Here is a 23,768-nt window from a genome sequence, read left to right as displayed (position 1 = left end):
ATTATTTCACGAATCAAGAAGGCCGAAATGAAAGAAAAACGGCAACCTGTAACCGTTGAAGAATTTTGTAATTATATGCGCCTGGATTCCCAACAGGTATTGCGGTTGTTGAATGATCGAAGGTGACTTTTGCAGTACTCAGTCGCAGTCGCAGTTTGCAGTTTGAGTTGGTTGGGTTGGAGTATCGATTTTGATTCATGTATGTTAACTACATTATGAAAGTTTCAAGTTTCAAGTTTCAGGTTTAAGGTTTAAGATTGGACGCCTTGTGAGTTCACGTTTTTAATTACTCAGGAGCTTAGGGGCTTAGTAGCTTTTCAATACTGTACATGTTGAAGTAACTACTTTTAATTGGCTTTTTACTTTTTGTCTTGACACAAAAAGTAACCAAAAAGTCAAGGCAATTTCAGTATACAGTCGCAGTCGCAGTTTGCAGTTGCTTGCGCAGTCACAGTCGCAGTCGCAGTCGCAGTCGCAGTCGCAGTTTGCAGTGGGGGTTATTTGAATTGAAGTATTGTTTTTTTGAATCAAGTAAATTAACCTGACTAACAGTATTTAAGGATCATTCTCATAGTTTCAAGTCTGTATGCTAAAGTAATTTTTACTTTTTGTCTTGACACAAAAAGTAACCAAAAAGTCAAGGCTTAATACAAAAAAGCTACTTTTCTACGGGTTGTCGCTCGTCCGCAACCCGAGTCGCTAATCGCTATGTGGGTTGCTCCTAGCGCTCCAACCCTTGAAAAGATACGCTTTTTTCTATTAGGCCGGGGGCTTTCTAAGAACGTATGTGCTGAATTACGGGAAATTGGTTTTGTTTCAAGTTTCAGGTTAAAGTTTCAAGTTGGTACTTTGTAAGTTGAAGTATTGTTTTTTTAATCATGTTTCTAGCCTACTGTATGGGATTTCTCCTGCGTCGAAATGACAAACTGGATGGGGAAAGGATGAATTGGTTTAAAAGTGGAAAGAGAAGGTTAAGTCGCAGTTGCTTGCGCAGTCGCAGTCGCAGTCGCAGTTTTCAGTTGGAGTTGTTTAAATTGAAGTATTGTTTTTGAATCAAATATCTTACCAACTGTATGGGATTTCTCCTGGCGTCGAAATGACAAACTGGATGGGGAAAGGATGAATTGGTTTAAAAGTGGAAAGAGAAGGTTAAGTCGCAGTCGCAGTCGCAGTTTTCAGTTGGAGTTGTTTAAATTGAAGTATTGTTTTTGAATCAAATATCTTACCAACTGTATGGGATTTCTCCTGCGTCGAAATGACAAACTGGATGGGGAAAGGATGAATTGGTTTAAAAGTGAAAAGGGTTAAACTTACCATGAATGTTCACGATTTGAATTACTCAGGAGCTTTGTGCCTTTGTGTCTTTGTGGCAAACCCAAAAAATAGGAAAAATACTTTCATCTTGGGGGTAAAATCCTAGGGGGAAATTGAAAATTATAGTCGAATATTGTAATCGGTAGGCGCTTGTGGATGAAGTGGTTAGGCTAATTTCTTATTTACACCTGCTGTGCCTTCTTGATTCGTGAATTGGATTACTGCCCTCCTCTACCTCTACTTTATGGCTACTGCCTGCTTGGTTTAATTTGTAATCACTAAACCCTAATACAATGACTACTTTATCACGCCTTGTCTTTCTTGCGGCTTTCCTGTTGGGAATGCTCTTGCATGGACAAACTCCGGAAAAAACAACTACTTCCGCTCCTCCAACTCTTTCTAAGTCGGATGCCAAAGCGGCTCAAAAGGAGAAAGAAGCCCAACAACAGCAAGAATTGTTGAAAAAACGTGCGGCTGCGATGGCGGAAATGCTTACCACTGAATTGAATGGTATCAATGACCGTATCAAGGAAGTGAGTACCGCACTCAGCAGCAGTTCGCTGACTGACACGTATTTGATTCGGAATTATACCGAACTGGTGCAACAATTGACCAAACGCAAAAATGAATTGGTGCGAAAGATTGAAAAATTGAAAACGAATCCTGAAGAAACGGACCTCAACGAGAATGAAAAAATCAATAAGATAAGTCCGAATGAAGCGCGGTATACGTTTTTGAATGCCGTAAATTTTGACTTTAACGACAACAAAACCAACTATGTAGGGCATTTTAATATTTACTATCCGAGTGTGGGGAAAAATCGTTGGGGTGTAAATGTGGGTATTTTGAAAGTGAATTACCAAACCCGCGATAGCCTTATCAATTATGCCACTCAAAATGTGTTGCAACACCCCTTGGATGTTCCCGATAACGATGGGGAGACGTATTTCCAAATGTACAATCGCTATGCAACGACGACGCAAGTGACGGCTACGAGTTTTTATGCACAATTGCTGTATAAGTTGAATAAATTGGGTACGGCTACTATTTATTTGCATGCGCATGCCGAACTCTTGTATACGCAGTATAGGGTCAACACCTATTTGAAAACTCTCCAGCAGGATACGATTACTATTGGATCGGCACAGCCGGCACCCGACCCGAGTAGTTTGGTGCAGCGCTTGGATACGGTTTCGTCTAAAACCATTCATTTGGCGAGTCCGCACTTGGGTGTGGGGACCACGATTGACTTTAACTTCAAAGATGATTGTACTTTGTTTTTACAACCCACTGTTGGGGTCGCGCTGAATTATGTAAATCGGTTTCCGACGCAAGATGCGGATGGCAATTATACCCTACAAACCTACTCCAAAGCACAGGGATTCTTCATGGTGCGGACGTATTTTCAATACAATACATCGACTGCTACACAAATCATTTTGGGTACGGATATCCGGGGGATGTTGCCGGATCAACAGCCTTACTTTGCTGCCTATGTGGGGTTGAATGTGGGTATTGATAAGTTGTTTAAATAACACTTTTTAACTTTTAAATTTATAAAAATCAAACCTTTTCCATTATGCGAAATCATACTGTTAATTATCTTGTTTTGCGCCAGTTTATTGGCTCTTTAGGAATTTTACTTCCTTTCCTTTTGGTTTTTGGAAATCGATGCTTTAATGCGGCATGGGTACAACCGTCTATTAGTCATTATTACTACAGTCATATGCATTTTTTGTTTGTGGGTGTTTTGTGTTTGATCGCTGGTTTTTTAATTACCTATCGGGGTATGGAATCCTTTGATAATCGGGTATCCAATATTGCTGGTATTTGTGCTTTAGGTGTGGCTGTATTCCCTACTGGTTTTGAGGGATTTATTTCAGAAGACACTTGTTATCTGACCTTACATGCTTGGCCTTCTTATTTTAGCTATTTGCATTATGGAAGTGCGGTCTGCTTGTTTGTTTGTTTTGCCTTGTTCTGTTTTAAAATTTTCACTTTGGACGATAACAACCGAAGCAATTCACAATTTGAAGCTAAAAAATTACGCCGTAATCGATTTTATCGCTTGTGTGGTTGGGGGATTGTACTCAGCATGGCGGCGATTGGAGGTGTTACGCTTTACAATCACCTGAATGATTCGAATGTATTTCCTAAAGCCACTTTTTATTTTGAAACCACCAGTTTGTTGTTCTTTGGGAATTCTTGGTTACTGAAGGGTTCGTTGGACTGGCCGCAATCTAAATTTTATTTAAAACGTTTAATGGCCCAACCGTTTCGTTAATATTCACGCTAAACCCTAACCTTATGAAAATTGTAAACAATCGCTTAGTAGCCGAGGCTACCACTGAGAAAATCAGTCAGTACCAGAGTCCGAATAAAGGAGGCCTCATTGTGCCCGAGTATTTAATCATTCATTATACGGCGGGGCGCAGTGCGGAGAGTTCCGTCGCCACCTTCATGAATCCTGCCGAGAAAAAGTCGGCCCATCTTGTTATTGGTCGGGACGGATCGATTCATCAAATGATGGATTTCACCCGCAAGGCTTGGCATGCTGGGGTGAGTCACTGGGGGGCTTTGGACGGACTCAATTCCTACTCTATTGGAATTGAATTGGACAATCCGGGGAAGCTCACGAAGGTAAACGGAAAGTATGTCGCCTGGTTTGGCAAGGCCTATCCTGAGAGTGATGTGCTGGAAGCCCAACATAAGAACCAAACTCACAAGGCGTTTTGGCATACGTATACCGAAGCGCAATTGGAAGCTTGTATTGCGGTGTCGAAAGTTTTGGTCAAAAAGTACGGCCTGAAAGACATCTTGGGTCATGATGACATTGCCCCCGATCGCAAGGAAGATCCGGGACCTGCTTTTCCAATGGCTTCGTTTAAAGCCCATGTGATGGGTCGTGATGACCTGGCTTTGCCTATGTATGAGGTTGTGAAATCGTTAGTTAACGTACGTAAGGGTCCGGGACTTGATTATGAAGTGATTACCCAACTTCAAAAAGGGGCCACGGTGACCTTTTTGGATGCCCAAAACGGATGGTTTAAAGTGCAGCTCAACGGCGATCATCCGGAAGGATTGGGTTGGATTCACAATACTTTGATTGCTAAAAAACAACTTTAACCCTACCCCTCTTTTTACATGAAAACCGGTATTTATATTAACGGACTTGGGCAATCGGTGGCGGATGAAAGTTGCCACAGTTATACCCAGCGTTTTGCGGAGGAGTTGAATCAGCATGATGATTTTTACGATTATTTAGTGCACATGGAAAAGGTCGAGTATTTGCCTACACGACAGAGTAACGTGAGTATCATTATGCAGCGGAATCGGCAAACGGGGTTATCGACGCCGTATTACAAGATGTATGAGTTCAAGTACAATGATTTGTTGATTGGCAATTATACTTCCAAGAACTTATTGCAGAAAAATTGGTCGTTGTTGAGTGTGGTGTTGTCTAAATTCCCGCTGATGGTATGGCGTATTTTTAAACCGACCAAGCAGTATACCTCAACGCTACAAACTTTGTATGTCTTCTTTTTGTTTTTGCTGATTGCTTGTTCGATCGTTTTGATGATCCCTAGTGCGGCGGGTATCTTATTGTCGGATGAATTTGTACAAAAAAGCGAGTGGTTGGCTCACTTGAAGAATTCGATGTTGGACGAGCATTCCTTTTACATTCGGGCCTCGAAGTTTTTTGTACCGTTTACGACTTTGATCCTGTTGTTGGTTCCGAAGGCTAAGTTGATGGTCACTCAGATTTCGGCTGAGTTTGTGAGTACCCATTTGTATTTGCAGTTTGCGCAACGCAAGGGAGAGATTGTGGGTTATATGCGGCATTTGTACGAGCACATTGTTTCGGCCGACCCGGAGGCGAAGATTTGTATCCATGCCTACAGTTTTGGGACTATAGTTGCGTTGGATGTATTGTATCCGTTCAAGCAAGAGCCCACGGGCAATGTACTTAATTATACGGTAGGTTTGGTGACGATTGCTACGCCGTATGATTTCATCAATACGTACTACCCCAATTATTATCTGCATCGGGGGATAGCCATTGAGAAGCCGGGCTATGCCTGGATCAATGTGTATTCGACCCATGATGTCTTGTCGAGTAATTTCCGGTACGGGGCTGAAGCGGGCGTGGCCGAATACGGGGTATTGCAGGACAGTCGCCCGCCTCATAATGTTAACTACGAAGTGATCCAAACCGACCAAATGGGGGTGTTTAATTATTTGCTCTTAAGCAATTTGAAAGTCCACGGCATGTACTGGCCCGACGATGTGTACGGGTCGAGTTGTGTGGGGATGTTGTATATTAAGATGAAGGAATTGGGGATGTTGTAGACTTGCCCTTTGAAAAAAATAACTAACTAGGAAAAAAACCTCCTCTTCACTAGGAAAAACCCTAGCGATTAGTTGAATGGAAAGTGGTACACTTGCAATGGGTTAGTTATACATAGCAAAAAAAGGGTAAATGCGGAAATCCGTAAATTACCTGTACGAAAACCTTGTATTTTTAAATCCCCAATTGGTTTGACTAGTTGGGGATTTTTTGGTAAGTTTGAGGAAACGAAGTGACATGGATAAATATCAACAAGTAGTAAAAGCACTCCTACAATTTAGAGATGATCGGGATTGGGAACAATTTCATGATTCTAAAAATTTGGCCTTGGCGATTTCTATTGAAGCCGCAGAATTGAATGAGTTGTTTTTATGGAAAAATGACAGCAATAGTGAGGATGTGAAGTTGGAGAAGTTGAAGGAGGAATTGGCTGATATTTTGTCGTTTTCGTTACTCCTAGCCGAAAAACACCAACTGAATATCTTTGATATCGTGCTGGAAAAAATCCAAAAAAACAATGAGAAATACCCGGTTGAAAAAGCTAAGGGTACCGCCAAAAAATATGATGAATTATGATGAACGACACCGTTAAGGTTGACATTCTACGCTTTGATTTTACGCCTAATTTAATTCGTGAACCCGAATTGGAAAACGTACACTATGCCAAAGACTTATGGCCTGTGGTGTATATTCTCTCCGATGGTAGAATCAAAGAAGCCTATATTGGAGAAACTACCGATACGTTTAGTCGTATGGCAGCACATCTCAAAAACTCCGATAAAAGTAAATTATCCGAAGTTCACATCGTAACGAGCAATACCTTTAATAAATCGGCAACCCTAGACATTGAATCGAATTTAATTCGCTACTTCTCTGGGGATGGTAAATACCGTTTGCTAAATGGCAATGTAGGTCTCGCCAATCACAACTATTACCAAAAACCACAGTACTGGGAAATATTTCGAAACATCTGGGATCAATTACGTGCTAAAGGAATTGCACAACATTCTTTGGAGCACATTGACAACTCCGACTTATTCAAATATTCCCCTTATAAATCCTTATCCTTAGACCAACGCAGGAGTTTGATGCTCATCATGCAGCATTTGCTGAATGACACTACACATAATATTGTGATGGAAGGTGGCGCAGGAACGGGCAAAAGTATCATGGCGGTGTTCTTGATTAAATTGATTTGTACGGATAATGATGATTTCAACTTTAAAGAATTTGGCGAAGAAGAGCAACAATTCTTGGACTTGATTGTTCGTTTAAAAGTGAAATACCGCAATCCCAAAGTGGCTTTAGTGGTGCCGATGGGTTCCTTTCGTAAAACTCTTCAGAAGGTATTTAAAAATATCAAAGGTTTACATCCTAAAATGGTAATTGGACCGTCGGATGTATTTAAAGAAGATTATGATATACTTCTTGTGGATGAATCCCATCGATTACGCCGTAGGGTGAATCTGGGACCGTATTTTAAAGTATTCGATGAGGTTTGTACAGAATTAGGTTTGGATAAAACGGAAACCCATGAATTGGATTGGATGCAACGCACCCGAGCCAAGTGTATCTATTTTTATGATGAAAACCAATCCATCAAACCTTCGGATGTTCCTCAAGAAGCGTTTACTGAAATGAAACAACTGCCCAGTACAGTTATTGAACCCTTGCGTTCTCAGTTTCGTGTTAACGGCGGTAATGGCTATGTGGATTACATACGGGAATTGTTGGACAGTTCGATACCTGTAGGCACACCTAAGTACGCTTCCAAGGATTATGAATTTGTCTTATTTGATTCCATTGCTTCTTTTATAGAAGAATTGCAATTGCGGGAACAAGAACATGGTTTATCGCGGATGATTGCGGGCTATTCTTGGGAGTGGATTTCCAAAAACGATTCTTCGCTTTTTGATATTACCATAGAAAACACAAAATTACAATGGAACCGCACGAATATTGATTGGATCAATACCGAAAACGCGCTGTATGAGGTGGGTTGTATCCACACCACCCAAGGCTATGATTTGAACTATGCGGGCATCATCTTCGGGCATGAAATCACGTATAACTTCGACACCCAACAAATTGAAATTATCGCCAACAACTACAAAGATAAAGCGGGTAAGAATACGATTCGCGATGAAGAAGTGTTACGAAACTACATTCTCAATATATACAAAACCATTTTGTTGCGCGGGATCAAAGGCACCTATGTGTATGCGTGTGACCCCAACTTACGGAAATACTTAGCGCAACATATTGCTACCCATCAACAGGAAGTTCCCTCCTATCATTTTACGGCGGAGGAAGAAGTGATTCCTTTTGGAAATGCCATACCGCTTTATGATTTGGAGGCCGCAGCAGGCGGATTTAGCGATACACAACAACCCGAAGTATTGGAATGGATTAAACTCCCACCCCACTTAACGGTGGCAGAGGATTTGTTTGCCTGTAAAGTAGTGGGCGAATCCATGAACAAGATTATCCCCAACGGCTCCATCGCTTTATTCCGGAAATACCACTACGGTTCGCGGAACGGTAAAATTGTACTGGTCCAATCGAGCGATATCCAAGACCCTGAGTCGGGAGCGAGTTATACCGTGAAAGAATATGAAAGTAAAAAAATAATGGGCGAAGACAACTGGCAACACGAGACCATTCTCTTAAAACCCAAGTCGTTTGACGCTCACTTTACCCCTATCCTACTTCAAAAAGACAGCTTACAAGATTTCAAAGTGATTGGGGTGTTTGAGGGGGTGATAAATTAGGAAAGGATGAATTTTAATAACGATACAGAAAAATATATCTACCATCTAGGTAAGTTGAATAGAGCGTTCCATAAAAGTTTTGGATTTGCTCCGCACAAGCCTATATTGCTATTATCGCTATTTGAATTAATTCGTAAAGGTGATATTAGTAATAATAAAATTTTCATTACACCAGAACTAGTAATTACCTTCAAAGACAATTGGAAAAAACTAGTCCATTCTGGGCATACAGAAAATTTTGCATTACCATTTTTTCATTTACGTTCTGAACCCTTTTGGCATTTAAAAAGTAAAACCCAATTTGAAAATTTCATCACAAATTCAAAAAGCATTAAGAGTTTTAAAAGCCTAACTGAAAACATACTGTATGCTGAAATTGACCTCAGTTTCTTTCAGTTATTACAAAATACAAATGACAATGTTTATTTTACCAATTACCTTTTAGATAAATATTTTCCAGAGACAAAGCAACAATACAATGCTGAAACACCATCCTTGTATATTGAAATAGAACAACAAATTCTAAATGAATCAACTGAAGTCTACGTTCATCAAATCAAAGAATTGGAATCTAAACTCGAAGAAACCAATTTTCAAGAAGAGTTATTTGTGAGAGGCGGTATTTTTAAAAAGAAAGTCCCTGAAATATACAATCACACTTGTTGTATTTCAGGTCTTAAGATTGAGACAACTACAGACCGTACCATTCAAATGATTGATGCGTGCCATATTGTACCTTTCAGTATATCAAGAGATGATACACTACCCAATGGAATATCATTATGTCCGAACCTACATCGTGCATTTGATCGAGGATTAATTACTATCAATAAAGATTTTGTTGTTCGTGTATCCCCAATCGTCAAAGAAAATGAATCCACTTACTCAATTCGACAATTTGATGGAAAACCAATACAATTACCCCAATCTGAAAAGTGGTATCCTTCTATTGAAGCGTTGAAATGGCATAATGGAGAGGTGTTTAAATTATAGATTGTTGTGAATTAAAGTTGCTTATAAATTCATTTTTATGAAAATCTACTTTCTAATCATCATTGGTATACTGATTGGATTTTTTTGGGTTTACTCAAATTTTAAATCCAAGAAAAAATACCAAGATGGCTTATATTTAACAAATTTGGAGCAAATAAACTTGTTCTTTCAACAAATCGAACAATTAAATGACTATGTCACTTGGGTAGAACGGGATCGAATTAAAGCGGAGTTCACTGAGGTTGGTAAGTATTTTAAAAACAAATCCAACTATTACAAAGAAGAAACGCGTGTAGCACAGTTTAATACAATCTATCAGGAATTTGATTCCTTTATTGCCACTTACAATCAAAAGTATATACAAACCCAAAAAGAACTACTGGAAGAGTACTTTGATAACATCGAAGGCAGAAAACTCGATGAACAGCAGCGTACGGCTGTGATTACGGATGAGTATTCTAACTTAATTATTGCGGGTGCAGGTTCGGGAAAAACACTCACCATCATGGGTAAAGTAAAATATCTTGTAGAACAGAAAAAGGTTAAACCTGAGAATATTTTACTCTTATCGTTTACCAAAAAAACCGTTGACGAATTAAATGAGCGATTGAAAAATTTAGGTTTGGGTGTAAAAGCCACTACGTTTCATAAATTAGGCTATGACACGATAAAACAACATCAAACTACAATACCAGCCATTACAAACGAAAATACGCTTGATCGAGTAATCAAATCGTATCTAAATGAGGAAATTTTTAATCAAGATGATGCTTTAAAAGCCTACATCGAATATGTGGCTTGCTATATGAATATTCCTGAAGCCGATGAAAATTATGAATCATTGGGCGAAAAAATCGATACTGAAAAAGGGATTGATTTTCAGACCTTGAAAGATAAGTGTGAGCCCACCCCATTGAACAAAGTTGCCAAAGCATCCTTGGATACTATGCAAGGTGAGAAGGTTAAAAGTGTGGAAGAATTGACCATTGCCAACTTCCTCTATCTAAACGGAATAGACTATGCCTATGAAAAGCCCTATCCATTTGGTGATGGAATGTATCGTCCTGATTTTTATCTGAGTGAGTATGATATTTATTTGGAACATTTTGGGGTCGATGAAAATAATCGCGCCAAACATCTTTCTTTATTTAACGAACAGAAATATGTCGAGGAAATGGAGTTAAAAAGAGCGCGTCACCAAACCCATAATACCAAGTTACTAGAAACGTATTCGTATTTCAACAAAAACAATAAGTTGCTAGAAAAATTGAAAACTTTATTGGAAAGTGAAGGCGTTATCTTCCAACCGAGGGATGTTAAAAGTATTTATACCCAAGTTGTCAAAAATGACAAGAGTTTTGGCAAAGAAATCTCAAAACTATTGGCGACATTTATCACTTTGAGTAAGTCGCGACAGTTGGATTATGAAGCCATCACTTCATTGTTTTTGTCTCGTAAGCATGCTGCAAATAGTTTTATGCTTGAACGTCAATCCATCTTCTTAAAATTTGCCTTACCTATTTTGAAAAAATACGATCAAACGTTGGCAGATTCCAATGAAATTGATTTCAATGACATGATCAATCATGCTACCCATCTGATTAAAACCCATAAACCACAGTATTCCTTTCAACACATTATCATTGATGAATATCAAGACATTTCGTATTCTCGTTTTAATTTGATTAAAGAAATACGGGAATTATCGGGTGCTCGATTGATATGTGTGGGTGATGATTGGCAATCCATCTATCGATTTGCGGGGAGTGACATTTCGTTGTTTAGTAACTTTGAAAAATATGTTGGCAAATATGCACAATTGTTTATTGAGCAAACCTATCGCAACTCACAATCACTGATAGACATCACTTCCAAATACATTCAAAAAAATAAAAAACAGATTCAAAAGAATCCTAAATCAAAAAAAGAGCCTATTGATAATCCGGTGAAGTTTGTGTATTACACTACCAATGATGCTGAAGTACAATTCTTAAATGAATTACAAATCCTGGTCGACAAAAATGGATATAAGCCTGTTTTAGTTTTGGGTCGTCATAGTTTTGATATTAATGAGTTTATCAAGTTAACCCCAAACAGTAGAATAAAATACAATGAACGTACAGATCAACTCAAAATAAAAGGATTTGAAGAATTGGATATTAAATACATCACAGTTCATAAATCCAAAGGATTAGAGGCTGATAATGTGATCATCTTAAATTTAAAAAATCATTTGCTGGGGTTTCCTAATAAAATATCCGACGACCCCATGTTATCGTTATTACTTAGCGATGATGAAGAATATCGTTTTGCGGAGGAACGCCGTTTGTTCTACGTTGCTTTAACGCGAACAAAAAATCAGGTGGTTTTATTAATTCCGACGGAAGCTTCACAATTTGCAGAAGAATTGATTACTGACAATGATTTGATTTTACAAACGAATAACGAAAAGTTGAGTAGAACCCATTGCCCCTATTGTCAAACAGGTCATTTGGTTATAAGAGAAAATACAATTCGAGGTAATAAATTCTTAGGATGCTCCCATTATCCTATTTGTGACCAAACGTTTAATGATATTGAAATCTTAGATAATACGATTCTTTGTTCCAGTTGCCAAAGTGGTTTCATGACAAAAAGAACTGGGAAATTTGGTTCCTTTTTAGGTTGCACCAATTATCCAAAATGTAGAAATACGATTAATCTAGGTTGATATCCATATACTTGATAAAAAGTAACTTAAACAAATACATCCATGTGCACACCACCACCCTAGGCTTCTGCACCTGTGCGGTTTTAGAGTTTAGAATTTAGAATTTAGAATTTAGAATTTAGAGTTTAGAATTTAGAATTTCTTAAAATTGATGTGATTGCTAGAAAGGGATTTGTAATTTGAAATTTGAGTGATTAGTGACTAGTGACTAGTGATTGGAATTTGGGATTTTAGATTAGTCGTTAGACGTTAGACGTTGGAATTTGGAATTTGAGTGATTAGTGAATAGTGACTAGTGACTAGTGACTAGTGACTAGTGATTGGAATTTAGAATTTTAACTATTGGAATTTAACACCATTCCTTCATTCACTCCACTATGCTCAGGAGCTCAGCGACTCAGCAGCTTTTTTAACACTCCCTTCTTCATGTATCCCAAAAACATTTTGTAACTTTATACTTACATTCCTGCACTCTATATCATTTTAATACCCTAACTATGCATGAAGCGAAACGATTACAGGAATTGTTCAATTACCAAATATTGGACACTAAGCCCGAGCAGGCTTTGGATGCTATTGCAGAAATAGCCTCTTTGGTATGCGATACACCGATATCACTAATTACGATGGTGGATGATTCTCGATCTTGGCATATATCAAATTATGGTCTCGACTTAAAAGAAGTGAATCGATCGGATTCTTTTTGCCAGCATATGCTTTACAATACGGAGGATTTGATGATTGTTGAAGATGCGTTATTGGATCAAAAGTTTGCCAATAATCCCTATGTACTTCAGGAAAACGGGGTTCGGTTTTATGCAGGCGCCCCATTGGTGTCCCCAAAAGGCTATGTATTGGGTTCGCTCTGTGTGGTAGATACAAAGCCCCGAAAGTTGCATGCCCGTCAGCTTCAAGCCTTAAAACTGCTTTCTCGAAAAGCGATGGACTATTTGAATTCGCGCAAATTAATAGTTCTTCAAAACCAGTCTATTGCCAAACAATCGCACAAGATGAAACGCCTAACGGATTTATCGCCGGGGGTGTTGTTCCAATTCCGCAATACGGCCGATGGTAAGGGTCATTTTGATTTCATCAGCGATGGTTTTTCCCTTTTATTTCCGCATTTGCGCAATGAGCATGTGTACAGTAATCCCAATGCGTTATTGGCTTATATTCATCCCGATGATGTGGCCAATGTGAAAAAAAGTGTGGATTTGGCCATTACCCAAAAAACCAATTGGCATTTTATCTACCGTACTACCGATTTAACGCATCGGGAGATTTGGCATATGGTGAAAGCCCGTATCGAAAAATCGGATGATGAAGAGACGATTTGGTACGGTTCTATTCAAGACATCACTTCGATTATTACCCATGATAAAACGTTGGGCGATGTGTTGTTTGAACTTTCGCACCATTTGCGTAAACCCGTTGCCAATATCTTAGGCATTACCCAACAAATGCAACAAGAAAATCTAACTTTACCCGAGCTGCAGGAATACATCAAGATGATTGCCCAAAGTGCCGAAGAATTGGATTTGTTTATTCGGCAACAAAATTCGTATTTTAACGACCAAAAGAAATCCACTTAAAAAGTCGACTGCTGTTTGGACCCACTACCGTTAATTGCCAAAATTCGCCTGCTATTTCCGCGCCTGTTGATGGGGCTGGTCATTTGCTCGGGATACTTAAGTATACTCCATGTTTTGTTTGTGATTCCGCACATCGGACTCATTTGGGAGGAGGATATTGTATTGTTTTTTATCCCGATGGTTTCGGCCTTGGTGTGGCTCTTTTTGATGCGGAATTCCTTTCGGTATTTCGAACGGGTGGGTCGCTATTCCTCACGAATGCTCGTGATTTATTCCTTTTTCTTTTTGCTCTTTGGCAATATGATGGTGCAACAATTGGTCCATCATCTGGCGGGCGAAAAGCATACGGTAGCGCGAACCAGTGCGATCACCTATTCCCCTTACTACGCCACGTATCTCATTAACGATTGGAAAATAGACACCTCACAGGTTACGGATGTTCGCTCCTATTCCGTCACGGGAAGATTGGATACAGATCTGAATCTACACATGACGGCTATTGTTCCGTTGGTGGATCGAGAACATCCTAAAGCGTCAAAGCAACACCGTATATGGTTGCTCCACTCCTATTCCGAAACCCTTGCTAATGCGTACGACAGTGATACGGCTAAGCAAAAGAAATTGGACCATCAATGTTCGATTTGGTTGCGCGAGGTAAAAACCAAAACGTTTACGTTTACTTCCTTTCATCGTTTGGATAAGCATTACGAGCGGCAAACGTTTCAAAAAGTGGCAACGGGTTTGAAAGGGACTACTTCTCAACCCCTCATTCTACTTGAAGGAGCTGTTGATGCGGAAGGTGATTTTCTGTATGATGCTTTTTTCAGTGTGTTTCTTTTTATCTTATTTTTTGGATCAATTGGATTTGCCTTATTGCAATCGGCACATCCCATTGCCCCTCATTTGCGTTATGGAATCGCCTTTGATGATTATTGTGCGGACTTGGATAAAGCCAGCGGATGGATTCCGGCCATCTTGCCCAGGTACCGGTACCTACTTACGCCTTGGTTGATTGTGGGCAGTATTGGTCTCTTTATTTTCCGATTTGCGGGTGGGTTGCATTTTGGCTATTTTGATACCGACGAATTAATTGCCATGGGGGCATTACTTCCCGAGACGTATAATTGGCGATTGTTGACAGCTCCGTTTATCGAATCGAGTATCATTGCTCTTGGTTTTCAGGTCTTGTGTTGGTATTACTTAGGGCAATTATTGGAGCCCGTTGTTCCTTGGAAAACCCGTTTACGCTTATTTATTTATAGTGCTTTATTGAGTGGTTACCTGCATGCGGCTTGGAGTTCGGCTCCCTGCTTTACGGGCGCATTGGGCGGCACCATGGGTTGGTTTGGATTGTTAATCGCGTTATGGTACGACACAAAGTGGGATTATTGGGACAAAGAGCGGTATAAAATTACCTTTCGCTGGGTGGTTGCTTTGTTCATTGCGGCTCTAGGGTGTGGGATTTTGAGTGATGCCGATGATCTTGCGGCTTATGTTGTTGTCTTTATTTTTGGGATGTTTTTTAAGACTGCCCGCAAGAAAACCCTTGTATTTCCTGATGTTCAAGAGAAGGCTAGGCCTTCTTCCGAGTAGTCTATAGGAAAAATACCTAAAACAAATAGGGTTTTTCCTATAGGATTAATTCGAAGTATACTGCATATTTGTTCTACAAAATAACCCCAATTTATTAACTCTAAAACATTCCACTTATGAACCAAGGTTTAGGCTCTACCAGCCATGTTGCAGCACCCGAAAACATTATTGTTATTGACGCCAATTTAGTAGACAATGCATGGAAAACTGCCAACAGTGCGTATTTCGCTTCCAATCTATTGCCCTCACCCCATGTCACCGATTATTTCATTATTGATTTGAATTTGGTGAGTTCGACCGACCCAAAAGCGATTTCGAGTTGGTTAAAGTCCAATGCTGCCTATTTCAGTTATGAAGACAGTAATAATTTCATTGCTTTGGGCCACGACTTGACCGATTTGATTTATCATACACAAATTGAAACGGCGATTACAGCGGGTCTTTGTTTTCAAATCAACGGATCGGATTTAGCGGCACTTGCTTCCTCATTTGACCGCAGTAATTACCCCCATTATTTTCAAGTGGAAACCAATGCCTTAGGAGTTCCCACTGGAATTACCGAAATAACGGATTACAATTGTGAAGCAAATTCTTTTTCTTTTCCCTTATTTAAAGCTATCTTTACCTTGTTTGGTATCGCCCCCACCGACCGTCGCAATGCCACGTTTAGTTTTGCCCAGATTGTGAGTCCGACCAATGTGACCAGCATCGGATTTAAGTTGGAGTATGATACGAAGACGATGTATTATGATTTTACTGGAGGTCATACTCCACCATTAATTTCTACTATTACTATAGCAAGACGATTGAAATGACCGATAGTACAACTTTTATTGCTTTTTTAAGACATTTACCATTAATAGTATATTATGAAGGAGTAGTTGCTCTACTTGTAACCCTATTCATTTTAAAAAGTAAAAGGCAACACTATTTATTTTTATTGATACTTCTGTTATATGTTTTAAATGAATATACCACCTATTATTTGCGGTTTACAGATTTTAAAAAATATTATTTTATTGATAATCTTATCATGATATCTACAATTACACTATCTACTATATTGTGGTTTATTCAATTAGGGAAGTTAAATATTTTTAAAAGAAAAATACCTTGGATAATTGCTAGTTACATTATAATCATATCCTTATTAATTTACAAATTGGGCCTGAAAAATATTTCCTATGTTATTTTCCCCATTGGAAGTATTATCTATTTATTTATGTATTTTTTTACGTGTATTAAGAAATTGAAAAGTGAAGATTTTGAATTTTTCTTCTCCAATAATTTTATCCTAATCAGTTCGCCTTTGTTTATGTTTTTTGGAATTTCTATGATATTCTCTTTTGTGAGTTATAAAGTTCAAGAAACTGAATTGTTTGGAAAAACCTTAATGATAATCGTTGGTACTTATATCAATTATATTACTTACAGTCTTTTTCTTCTATTTGCATATAAAGAGTATAAATCCGCAAAACAAATTGAACAACTGCAAAATAATTAAACTATTATGCCCATTGAGTATTACAAAATCGCTTTAGGAATATTTGTTTGTTTGGTCTTTGTGAGTTTGACCACACTATTCAGTTATCTCCTAGCCCGATTATACATCACCAAAGTAAAAAAACACGCCGAGGAGATGCATGCCAAGGACATGGAATACCAGACCACGTTAACCGAAACGATCGTGGAAACCCAGGAGCAATTGTTGCAGAACATCTCAAGGGATTTGCACGATGATGCGGGACAGCAGATTACGGCGTTAAATTTCCAAATTGAGAATTACAAGCACGACCATCCTGAAGAAGTGGAACGGTTGAGTGTACTTTCGCAATCGTTGAACCATTTGTCGCAATCGGTGCGCAGCATCAGTCACTCGCTGAGCAGTCAGTTGGTGATGCAACAAGACTTAGGGAAAGCGATTCGCAACGAACTCGAACGTCTGCAAAAAAACAGTCGGATCCAATTTGGTATTGCCGTTAGTGACGCTCCACTCCTATTAAAAGACGATGAAAAATTAATTATCTATCGCATTTTTCAGGAGTCGCTGAACAATTGTTTGAAACATGCACGGGCGAAAAATATCAATGTCGAACTATTGGCTTCGCCCAAATTTAAATTGTCAATCAAGGATGACGGAAAAGGATTTGATTTGCATGAAAAATCATTATCTTTAGGAATGATCACCATGAAACGTAGGGCCGAGTTAATCGGCTGTACGTTACAGATTGCCTCCCAACCAGGACAAGGCACCCAATTGGTCTTGTCCCGCAATTAGAACAAAAACAACACTTATAAAACCCTAGCACCATGGAACCCATTCGCATCTGTTTAATTGACGATCATGAGATTGTTCGGCAAGGCCTCAAAGAATTGATCAAACGCTTAGGTGACTACGAAGTGAGTCACGAATTTGATGACGGAGACCATTTTTTGGAATCCTTACCTTTGGACCCTGTCCCGGATATGTATATTTTGGATTATTCGATGCCCCATAAAAACGGGATTGAAGTATTGCAAGAATTGGAAAAAATGGACGGCGACTACAAAGTGATGTTGCTCACCCAGCACATTGACGAACACATCATTGATGATGCCTATCACCATGGCGCCCGCGGCTTCTTGCATAAAAACTGCACGGCCGCCGATTTAAAGTCGGCCATCGACAATATCCTCAACATTGGCTATGATAATATTGCCGAAATCTTAAAGCGGGTCAAGAATTACGATACGCGTGAATCCGATTTGACGCCTACTGTTTTTGATCTATCCGATAAAGAGTTGGAGTTTTTATCCTTGGTTTGCGATGATCGCGAACTGACTTATGAGCAAATGTCTAAGTTGATGAGGGTTTCTCAAAAATCAATTGATGCGTACCGTTCGGCTTTGTTTGATCGCTTCCAAATCAAATCCAAAGTGGGCTTGGTGTTATTCTCTTACAAATACCGCTTAACGGAGCCGTTTTTGTAAATTATTTCAATTAGAATTTGTTTATTTTACATATTTAGTTGTTGTGCGCAAGCTAGAAAACTAACTGTAAAAAATGCGAAAATTTATCCTATTACTTTTAATATGCTTATCAGCTTGTCATCCGTTTCAGAAGTTTGATTCTACAAAATGGAAGAATAGCTGTATTGATGGATTCTGTAATGATCGTGAACCAATGGTAAATGATTTAATTCAAAATCATTTGAATGTTGGTCTTTCAAAAAAAGAAATAATAGACTTTCTAGGTCAGCCAAATTACATAGATGAAAAGAAAAACACTTACAGTTACGAAATTTTTATAGCATACTGTGGAATTGATCCTTGCGAAATTAACTATCTAGAAATTGAATTTAAAGGATCAAAAATCATTAAGTATAGTGTTAAGCACATCGAAAATTAATGCCTGTACACAACAGCTGCTAGTCAGTTTGGTAGTAAGTACGAAGTAGATATTTACTTTATTCGATATAAGGAAAAAGAACAGTACTAAACAAAAAAAACACACATAAGTTAGTTAAAACTCTATTTTTCAAAGAGCAACACAGATGGCATTCATCCCTTTAAAAAAATGTGTATCTTTATCTTATTAATCAACTCACTTATTCGATGCCAATGAAGTCTTTTTATCTTTTTTTGTGTTTATCCCTATACGCCATCACTTCGGGACAGGTTTTGGGTCCGAGTTGGGTAAGTTATCTTCCCGGTACCACGGGTAATCCCAATCTAATGGGTACGCTTTCCACTGTCGATTCCAGTGGCTATAGTTATGTTTGTGGAAATACAGGTACGTTCTCCTATTACAATGTAGCGCAAAGTAACCTTACGTTAAAAAAATTTAATTCCTTATTACAAAATGAATACGCTGTAAATCTTTTAGGAGATTTGCATGTTTACGCGCTTGTTTCGGATGGCAATAGCTTGTATATCGCTTTAAATTATATCACCCAACTGGATTATGAGACGTTGCATTTAAGTGATACCTCTGGAGAACATCCAGTGCTGTTGAAGTTGGATAGTGCAGGGCATTATGTCTGGCATCTTCCGCTTTCGGGTACTAATGTCTTTCGATTTAGAGCGCTTACTTTAGACATCAACAATTCAATTTATATAGGGTATGACAATTATTTTAATTCGTACATTAAAAAGTTAGACACCAATGGAAATACGCTTTTTACCATTACCCAAAACAATGTAAAAATGATCAGCAATATCAGTGTAGACCCTCAAGGAAATATTGCCGTAGCGGGTGGTTGTTCTCAAAGTATTCCTAATTTTAATGGTACTTCCGCTTCCAATTCACTTTCTTACAGCACTTATATCGCCTACTACAATGCCTCCCAACAACTCCAATGGGTTCATTTTTTTGAAGACATTACGTGTTCAGATCCTGATGTAGCCATAGACCCTTCGGGCAATGTGTATTTTACTTCAACATTGTATGATAACTTTCCACTTCTGGGGCAGCCCACCGAAGGGCCAGTAGCTGGTTTGGATTTCTTTTTGATCAAATTAAATCCGCAGGGCAATTTGGTTTGGTATCGCGAGGTACCCGGCGCGGGGCAGTTTAAACTGGCCAAATCGAAATCGGTGGCCGTGAGTTGGGGACAAAATTACCCAGCCGTCATTTATGTAGCGGGTACAACACGTAATTCCGTGCAATGGTTACCTGACTTCGCTACAAATCCTGGAAATCAAGATGATATTTTGCTTTTGGCCTATGATTTAAATGGCAATATCATTCATCACACGATTGGAGGAAGTAGTACGGGGAACGATCAATTGGACGGCCTTACGATTAACTCGAACAGTTCCTTTGCTACCATCTCAGGAATTACGTTGGGAACAGGTTCGATGCATGGTATGCCATTAAATCCAAGCACTACCAACTATACGCCTTATATTATTCGTCTTGATCAAGTCTTTTTGAATCAGCCCGAGTTTACCACAACTGCATGGTCTGTTTCACCCAATCCAGCACATGAAACGATAACCCTTCGAACCCAAGATTATATTGGAAAAGGGACACTAACGAATCTATTGGGTCAAAAGATGCGTGATTTTGATATCGTTTCACCCGAAACAGTACTCCAAGTCAATGAATTACCAAAAGGCATTTACATTATCACAGTGGGTACCACCTCCAAACGAATCAGTATAAACTAATCTATTTTTGGGTAAAGGCTACTGCAATTTGGGCAGCTACTTTTGCATTGTTTTTAATTAAGGCAATGTTGGCTTCCAGACTTTCTCCTTGGGTATGGTCGGCAATGCATTTTAAAATAAATGGGGTTACTTCTTTTCCGCGAATACCTTGTTTTTCAGCAGCGGCTAAAGCGGCAAGAATGTGTTCCTCCACCACTTCCATCGGCATTTCGTATTCTTGGGGAACTGGATTGGCAATGAGTACGGAACCGTTTAATCCCAATGCCCATTTCGCTTTCAACATTTGGGCTAAACCTTCCACCGAATCTTCACGCATGGGCGATTGAAAGCCACTTTTGGAAGAATAAAAGCTAGGAAATTCCGATTGCCCGTAAGTAACTACAGGTACGCCAAGTGTTTCCAAATATTCTAAGGTGAGTCCGATATCTAAAATGGATTTCACGCCAGCAGCGACGATGGCTACATTGGTCTGACTCATTTCGGTGAGATCGGCTGAAATATCCATGGTGGTTTCAGCACCGCGATGCACACCTCCAATTCCGCCCGTGGCAAAAACGGAAATTCCCGCCATAGCCGCAATACGCATGGTGGTGGCGACAGTAGTTGCTCCATCCATTTTCTTAGCGATCACATACGGCATATCGCGTAAACTTACTTTCCAAACCCCTTTGGCTTGCGCGAAGTCATCAATTTCGTTTTCGGTTAAACCCACCTTACAAAAACCATCACGTATAGCAATGGTGGCTGGTACCGCACCATGGGCACGCACAACGGCTTCCACGGCTTTAGCAGTAGCAGCATTTTGGGGCCAAGGCATTCCGTGGGAAATGATGGTGGATTCTAAAGCGACTACAGGTTTTCCTGTGGCTATAGCTTCATGCACTTCGGGACTGATTTGTAAGTAGGTATTCATGGATAATAATTTTCTTTTTGTAGTTCTAATTGTTGGGGACGCAGTTGGCTGTCAACGGCTCCTTTTTGATGAAGAATATGTAAGGCCAATGCATGACCGTATTCCAAACACTCTTGACTATTTTTATGATGATATTGCGCATATAACCAACCCGCCAATGCGGCATCTCCCGCTCCTGTGGAGTCTACCATTTGAATGGTGGGGACATCCAAATCAACCTGTTCTGAAGTAGTATACAGCGATGATCCCGCACTACCCTTTCGTACCCAAACCGCTTGAACACCACGTTGGAAGAGGGAATCCAGTCCGCCCAAAGCCTCCAATTCTTCTTCATTAGGAGTGAGTAAGGCGACAGGGTTTAAGTTGACTTCCTTTAATTTCACAGCTTTGAGTACCGAAACGGGTTCGATAACCAATTGCCAATGGTATAGAGCCGCTTGAGTACTTAACCATTGCAAGGTTTCCACTGCTAAATTGGTGTCGGCTACAATACAAAAAGCTTGGTTTAAAATATCCATTTTAGTTTTCAAAAAATCGGGGGTAATCAATGCCGTAATTTCATCCTGACAAATGGCAGTAAAGAGTTGGCCATTGGGATGGTGAAAGGCGATGTATTTACCCGTGGATTTATCGGAAGAAAGCACATGCGTCAAATCGATACCTGTAGCTTCCAATTGCGAATGAATTTCTTGACCAGCGGCATCCGTACCTAAAGCAGTAATCAATTGCATGGGAATTTCCAATGCCGTCAAATGACGGGCTACATTGGTCATCACACCTCCCACCGAAATTGATCCATTGGCTGGATTTGAGGTTTCCAATAGCATCGATGACTGACTAAAGTAAACTTCGTCCAGTAACGCTGCGCCAATGCAAAGGATGGGTGGATTCATGGGACGAAGATACGAAATTTGGGGATTTTGTAGAGACATTAGACTTTAGACGTTGGACTTTAGACGTTAGACGTTAGACGTTAGACGTTAGACGTTGGACATTAGATTTTGGAATTTGGTCGCGAAACTTCGGGAGGAATTTGATACTTAGATTTTGAAATTTGAAATATGAAATTTGAAATTTGGTCCCGAGATTTCGGGAGAGATTTGGAATTTGCAACTCTAGACTGCTCACTGATTACTGATTACTGTTCACTGATACCTGCTCACAGATTATCTGAAAAATACCTTGCAATTAAGAAAACACAAGTGACTTAGATTGTCCTTTATTTCTTATTTTTGCGCCACAAACCAACTTTAGTACAATGAAAAATACTGCTTTGACGCACATCCACGAGCAATTGGGAGCGAAAATGGTTCCATTTGCGGGATATAATATGCCTGTTCAATACGAAGGGGTGAATATCGAACATGAAACGGTACGTAACGGTGTAGGCGTTTTTGACGTGTCGCACATGGGTGAATTCCTAATTACGGGTCCGGGCGCTTTGGATTTGATCCAACGAGTGACTTCAAACGATGCTTCGGTATTGACTGTCGGACGTGCGCAATATTCCTGTTTGCCTAACAATGACGGTGGAATTGTAGACGATTTAATCGTGTACCGCATGAAGGAAGAGCAATATTTGTTGGTCGTAAATGCGTCTAATATTGAAAAAGATTGGAATTGGATTGCATCACACAATACCGAAAATGTGGACATGCGCAATATTTCTGATGACTATTCATTGTTAGCGATTCAGGGGCCCAAAGCAATTGAGGCGATGCAATCGTTAACTTCTGTCGATTTATCGGCCATCAACTACTATCATTTTGAAGTAGGTCCTTTTGCGGGTATCGAACATGTGATTATTTCAGCAACGGGTTATACGGGTTCCGGTGGTTTTGAAATTTACTGTAAAAACAGTGAAGTGGAGCAATTGTGGACCAAAGTATTTGAAGCGGGTGCAGCTTTTGGAATCAAACCCATTGGATTGGCTGCGCGTGATACCTTGCGTTTGGAAATGGGTTTCTGTTTATACGGAAACGACATCAATGACAGCACCTCTCCTATTGAAGCCGGATTGGGTTGGATTACCAAATTCACCAAAGAATTTACCAACAGTGCCCATTTAAAAGCCCAAAAGGAAGCCGGTGTTGCACGCAAATTAGTAGGCTTTGAATTAATCGAACGCGGTATTCCGAGACATGATTATGAAATTGTGGATGCTGATGGAAATAACATTGGTATTGTCACTTCAGGAACGATGGCACCTTCTTTGGGTAAAGGCATCGGAATGGGGTATGTGAAAACAGAATTTGCAGCAGTTGACTCCACCGTTTACATTCAAATTCGAAATAACAAAGTAGCCGCTAAGGTGGTGAAAATGCCTTTTTATAAAAAATAAGACGGAATAAGCTATTTGACTTTTCTATTGAAAAGTTTACCT

The 23,768-nt window shown here is 39.5% G+C and carries 19 protein-coding genes; 17 read left to right on the top strand and 2 right to left on the bottom strand.

The genetic code is table 11. The annotated features are described in order from the left end of the window. Positions 1 to 1,607 precede the first annotated feature (1,607 nt). The 16 genes from OLM45_RS09070 to OLM45_RS08995 all read left to right on the top strand — a co-directional run bounded on the left by OLM45_RS09070 (position 1,608) and on the right by OLM45_RS08995 (position 20,472). The gene (locus tag OLM45_RS09070) at positions 1,608 to 2,849 is read left to right on the top strand and encodes a hypothetical protein (protein WP_264509658.1); all 1,242 of its coding nucleotides are present in this window, start codon (positions 1,608 to 1,610) and stop codon (positions 2,847 to 2,849) included. A gap of 44 nt (positions 2,850 to 2,893) precedes the next feature. After that, positions 2,894 to 3,598 (top strand): hypothetical protein, encoded by a 705-nt coding sequence (locus OLM45_RS09065; RefSeq protein WP_264509657.1) that lies wholly within the window; start codon positions 2,894 to 2,896, stop codon positions 3,596 to 3,598. 23 nt (positions 3,599 to 3,621) lie between these two features. After that, the gene (locus OLM45_RS09060; RefSeq protein WP_264509656.1) at positions 3,622 to 4,440 is read left to right on the top strand and encodes an N-acetylmuramoyl-L-alanine amidase; all 819 of its coding nucleotides are present in this window, start codon (positions 3,622 to 3,624) and stop codon (positions 4,438 to 4,440) included. A gap of 18 nt (positions 4,441 to 4,458) precedes the next feature. Beyond that, positions 4,459 to 5,664, top strand: a complete 1,206-nt coding sequence (locus tag OLM45_RS09055) for a hypothetical protein (RefSeq protein WP_264509655.1) — start codon at positions 4,459 to 4,461, stop codon at positions 5,662 to 5,664. A gap of 235 nt (positions 5,665 to 5,899) precedes the next feature. Further along, the gene (locus tag OLM45_RS09050; RefSeq protein WP_264509654.1) at positions 5,900 to 6,238 is read left to right on the top strand and encodes a nucleotide pyrophosphohydrolase; all 339 of its coding nucleotides are present in this window, start codon (positions 5,900 to 5,902) and stop codon (positions 6,236 to 6,238) included. After that, positions 6,235 to 8,433, top strand: a complete 2,199-nt coding sequence (locus OLM45_RS09045) for a DNA/RNA helicase domain-containing protein (RefSeq protein ID WP_264509653.1) — start codon at positions 6,235 to 6,237, stop codon at positions 8,431 to 8,433. Before OLM45_RS09050 ends, OLM45_RS09045 begins: the two co-directional genes overlap by 4 nt. A gap of 6 nt (positions 8,434 to 8,439) precedes the next feature. Continuing rightward, positions 8,440 to 9,426, top strand: a complete 987-nt coding sequence (locus tag OLM45_RS09040) for an HNH endonuclease (protein ID WP_264509652.1) — start codon at positions 8,440 to 8,442, stop codon at positions 9,424 to 9,426. Between the two features lie 37 nt (positions 9,427 to 9,463). Further along, a complete protein-coding gene (locus OLM45_RS09035; protein ID WP_264509651.1) occupies positions 9,464 to 12,136 on the top strand; it encodes a UvrD-helicase domain-containing protein in 2,673 nt (890 codons plus the stop codon). A gap of 497 nt (positions 12,137 to 12,633) precedes the next feature. Then, complete coding sequence (locus OLM45_RS09030; protein ID WP_264509650.1) at positions 12,634 to 13,728, top strand: GAF domain-containing protein; 1,095 nt, start codon at positions 12,634 to 12,636, stop codon at positions 13,726 to 13,728. 15 nt (positions 13,729 to 13,743) lie between these two features. Further along, positions 13,744 to 15,321, top strand: a complete 1,578-nt coding sequence (locus tag OLM45_RS09025; RefSeq protein WP_264509649.1) for a rhomboid family intramembrane serine protease — start codon at positions 13,744 to 13,746, stop codon at positions 15,319 to 15,321. A gap of 116 nt (positions 15,322 to 15,437) precedes the next feature. Beyond that, entirely contained in the window at positions 15,438 to 16,136 is a 699-nt protein-coding gene (locus OLM45_RS09020; protein WP_264509648.1) for a hypothetical protein, read from the top strand. Positions 16,137 to 16,543: 407 nt separating this feature from the next. Further along, entirely contained in the window at positions 16,544 to 16,825 is a 282-nt protein-coding gene (locus OLM45_RS09015) for a hypothetical protein (protein WP_264509647.1), read from the top strand. A gap of 6 nt (positions 16,826 to 16,831) precedes the next feature. After that, on the top strand, positions 16,832 to 17,599 hold the full coding sequence (locus OLM45_RS09010) for a sensor histidine kinase (protein ID WP_264509646.1): 768 nt from the start codon (positions 16,832 to 16,834) through the stop codon (positions 17,597 to 17,599). 32 nt (positions 17,600 to 17,631) lie between these two features. Next, a complete protein-coding gene (locus OLM45_RS09005; protein WP_264509645.1) occupies positions 17,632 to 18,291 on the top strand; it encodes a response regulator transcription factor in 660 nt (219 codons plus the stop codon). Positions 18,292 to 18,364: 73 nt separating this feature from the next. Continuing rightward, on the top strand, positions 18,365 to 18,709 hold the full coding sequence (locus tag OLM45_RS09000) for a hypothetical protein (protein ID WP_264509644.1): 345 nt from the start codon (positions 18,365 to 18,367) through the stop codon (positions 18,707 to 18,709). Between the two features lie 212 nt (positions 18,710 to 18,921). Then, the gene (locus tag OLM45_RS08995; protein ID WP_264509643.1) at positions 18,922 to 20,472 is read left to right on the top strand and encodes a T9SS type A sorting domain-containing protein; all 1,551 of its coding nucleotides are present in this window, start codon (positions 18,922 to 18,924) and stop codon (positions 20,470 to 20,472) included. A gap of 1 nt (position 20,473) precedes the next feature. Here the strand turns inward: OLM45_RS08995 and OLM45_RS08990 are convergent, their stop codons facing one another. Both OLM45_RS08990 and OLM45_RS08985 read right to left on the bottom strand, forming a co-directional pair. Next, positions 20,474 to 21,385: a pseudouridine-5'-phosphate glycosidase gene (locus OLM45_RS08990; RefSeq protein ID WP_264509642.1), complete on the bottom strand. Its 912-nt coding sequence runs from the start codon at positions 21,383 to 21,385 to the stop codon at positions 20,474 to 20,476. Continuing rightward, on the bottom strand, positions 21,382 to 22,278 hold the full coding sequence (locus tag OLM45_RS08985; protein ID WP_264509641.1) for a PfkB family carbohydrate kinase: 897 nt from the start codon (positions 22,276 to 22,278) through the stop codon (positions 21,382 to 21,384). Before OLM45_RS08985 ends, OLM45_RS08990 begins: the two co-directional genes overlap by 4 nt. 365 nt (positions 22,279 to 22,643) lie before the next feature. Between OLM45_RS08985 and gcvT the strand changes: the two genes are divergently transcribed. Continuing rightward, positions 22,644 to 23,726, top strand: coding sequence for a glycine cleavage system aminomethyltransferase GcvT (gene gcvT, locus OLM45_RS08980; protein ID WP_264509640.1), 1,083 nt, complete (start codon positions 22,644 to 22,646; stop codon positions 23,724 to 23,726). The last annotated feature ends 42 nt before the right edge of the window (positions 23,727 to 23,768 follow it).

This window comes from Flavobacterium sp. N1719, assembly GCF_025947045.1.
Taxonomy (GTDB): domain Bacteria; phylum Bacteroidota; class Bacteroidia; order Flavobacteriales; family Flavobacteriaceae; genus Flavobacterium; species Flavobacterium stagni.
This window is presented reverse-complemented; position numbering and strand designations above follow the sequence as displayed.